The sequence below is a fragment of the Oscillibacter sp. UBA6647 genome (assembly GCA_002455655.1).
GTDB lineage: Bacteria > Bacillota > Clostridia > Oscillospirales > Oscillospiraceae > Oscillibacter.
Genome location: DKLF01000117.1, coordinates 423 through 1,875, shown reverse-complemented (window position 1 = coordinate 1,875; position 1,453 = coordinate 423). Strand labels below are relative to the sequence as shown.

Here is a 1,453-nt window from a genome sequence, read left to right as displayed (position 1 = left end):
GGTGCTTTTCCCGCTGCCGGAGGGGCCAACCAGCGCATTCACCGTGCCCTCCCGGAAGGTGAAATCGGCCCCGTGGAGTACCTCCACATCCCGATAAGCAAAGCGCACGCCCTTCCCCTCGATATCAAACCGGCTGAGCGCCGCCGCCTTTTCCGGGCGTACCAGCTCCTCTTCCTCCAAAATCTCGTTAATCTCCCCCACAATGGTGCTGATTTTCCCAAGGTCGTCCGAATAACTCATGGCGCCGATGAGGGGTGTCATCATGCCGAAGCTGAGCACCACAATCATCACAATGTCATTCACAGCCAGCGTTCCCTGCAAATAATACAGCACACAGGCGGGCAGAACGCTTACCAGCACCGAGGGGATAATCACCATGGCAGCGGAGAAAAAGACCTGGGTATCCCGCATCCAGTCAATGGCGGAGTGGGCGGAATCATGAACCGCATCGGTAAATTTCTGATAGGTTTTGGCAGTCTGACTGAAGGTCTTAATGACCTCAATTCCGTTGATGTACTCCACAGCAACGGCGTTGAGATGCTTGCCGGAGTTGACATACCGGCTGAATTTTCCCTGATAGCCCGCCATCATCCCCGTCATGGCCAGAAGGCCCACCGGCAGCGTGGCAAGGGACCACAGGCCCACCCGCCAGTCCAGAATGAGAATGTAGACGAGAATGACCACCGGGGCCAGAAGCTTACTGGTCATCTCGGGCACCAGATGGGCAAGCGTCGGCTCAATGCTGTCCACCCGCTCGACAATCAGGTTCTTCGTCTCGCCGCTGGGGCGGTCCATCACCCGGCCCATGGACATGCGCGCAAGCTTTTCGCACATCCGCTTGCGCACGTCCGCAATGACGGTAAAGGTGGCCTTGTGGGAAACAGTGGTGGACACGGCATGCAGCAGATAGCTTGCAATCCAGAACACAGCCGCCACCCCCAGCCACTTGGCGTAAGCCCCCGCCGCCTGCTCCTTTGCAATCAGAAGCGTGACAATCCGGCTGACGGCGTAATACGGCACAATGGCGCACAGCACCTCCAGCACCGCTGTGAACACTGAGAGGGCGTAGTTCCCCTTGTAAGGCGCAGCCCACTCAAAGAGATAGGAAAACGGCCCCCGTTTTTCTTGATCCTGCTTATTCATTCGAAATCTCCGTCCTTTCATCCCGGTCAAAATAGCGCCGCAGCCTTTGCTGCCCCGCTTTGTCCAGCCCATACTGCTCCGCTGCCCGGCCCCGCTCTAAACGCAGCACATAATCGCAGCAGCGGACAATCAGCTCCGGGTCGTGGGTAACAATCAACACGGTGGTTTTTCCACCCAAAGCCGCCAAAAGTGCGGCAGTCTTCTCCATATGGTAAAAGTCCAGCCCGCTGGTGGGCTCGTCAAACACCAGAAATTCCTTCCCCGCCAGCAGTGCGGAGGCAATGGCTACCCGCTGCTTCTGCCCGCCGGA

General features: G+C 57.9%; 2 protein-coding genes. Both read right to left on the bottom strand.

The window, feature by feature from the left end; all coding sequences use genetic code 11:
• Positions 1–1,143 (bottom strand): ABC transporter transmembrane domain-containing protein (locus B2W96_RS08640; protein WP_293009886.1); only part of this gene is annotated, 1,143 nt, incomplete at its 3' end.
• Positions 1,136–1,453: ATP-binding cassette domain-containing protein (locus B2W96_RS08635; RefSeq protein ID WP_293009885.1), on the bottom strand; the 318-nt coding region annotated here is incomplete at its 5' end. The genes B2W96_RS08640 and B2W96_RS08635, both read right to left, overlap by 8 nt.